Annotated in this window: 1 protein-coding gene; it reads right to left on the bottom strand. The window is 36.4% G+C overall.

Annotated elements, in window-relative coordinates; genetic code table 11:
* Positions 1–100: 100 nt before the first annotated feature.
* A partial coding sequence (locus NUV40_00850; GenBank protein ID MCR4342436.1) for an IS110 family transposase occupies positions 101–1,228 on the bottom strand: 1,128 nt, incomplete at its 5' end.

Here is a 1,228-nt window from a genome sequence, read left to right as displayed (position 1 = left end):
ATGACTCGTGGGCTATCCCATACAAGATCTTATTGCTGAATAATTTTCTATTAAACTTAACCTTGTCCTTTAATAAAATTAGTTTATATGTTTGTGTTTTTTAAGCTGCCTTTTGCAATGCTTCCCAGACAAAGCAGAGCATTTCTCTAGCACAGGCAACCTTTATTTTATTTCTATGTTTTCTATTCATAAACATTCGCATAGATTTTTTACTAAGCCGATGCATGCAGCGGTCGGCAATATTAATATATTCGGGATCGGCCCCTATCCTTCTTTCTTTAAGATTATTACTGACTTTAGGAGGCTTGAAGGAAAACTGGCACGCTTCAACAACAACAGTTCTCAGGATGCGGTTTCCCTGCTTTGTAATTCCAAAGCGAAGTTCTTTTCCTCCTGAACTGTATTCTCTAATAGAAAGCCCTGAATAGGCAGTCACCTTTGAAGGGTGAGGAAAACGCCTTATATCACCCAGTTCAGTGGTGAGAGTCAAGGAGGAGAGGGTCTTTAGACCCCGGAAGCAATTCAATGCTTTTACTTTGTCCTTATATTTAGGAAGTTCAGCGATTACACTTATTTGTTCGTCATAAGAGGAAATAAAGGTCTCTATATTATTACAAGTGCTTAGTAAGCCTGAAAGATTGAGCCGTAAGGGAGAACCTTCTGGTAGTTGGTTAATTTCTTTTTCTAACCATTTATAATGAATTTGGGTCCAGTAAGCGGCACTGGAGGATCCTCTCTGCTTTCGATAGTCAAAGCCCATTCTTTTGCAGAGGCTGATAATATGTGTTTTGATTTTTTTTACTTGATCAACTAATAATTTTCTTGATCGTATTAAATCGCGGACCGTTTCATCTTCTTCATCTGGAATGTGGACAGGAGTCAGCATCCCTTTTAAATAATATTGGGCTAATTTGATACAATCCAGTCGGTCTGTTTTTACTTTCTTACCTGGGGTTTTAGGAATTAAAGAAGGGGCTATAACTTCACACCTTATACTTTTGGACTTTAGTTCCCGGTATAGGGTATACCCAAGATAAGTCGCTTCATAGCATAATTGGATATCTTTTAAATGAATATTTTTTTGTTTTATCTTTTTTATCATTGCACTTACATTAGAACTACATTTAAAATGGAGAAGCTCTTCTCCAACTGTTTTTATTAGAGCTACGTTAAAGTTACTATCGTCAACATCTATTGAACCATAATATTTTGCTTTTTTCATATGGAT

Source organism: Patescibacteria group bacterium (assembly GCA_024654625.1).
Taxonomy (GTDB): domain Bacteria; phylum Patescibacteriota; class Minisyncoccia.
This window is presented reverse-complemented; position numbering and strand designations above follow the sequence as displayed.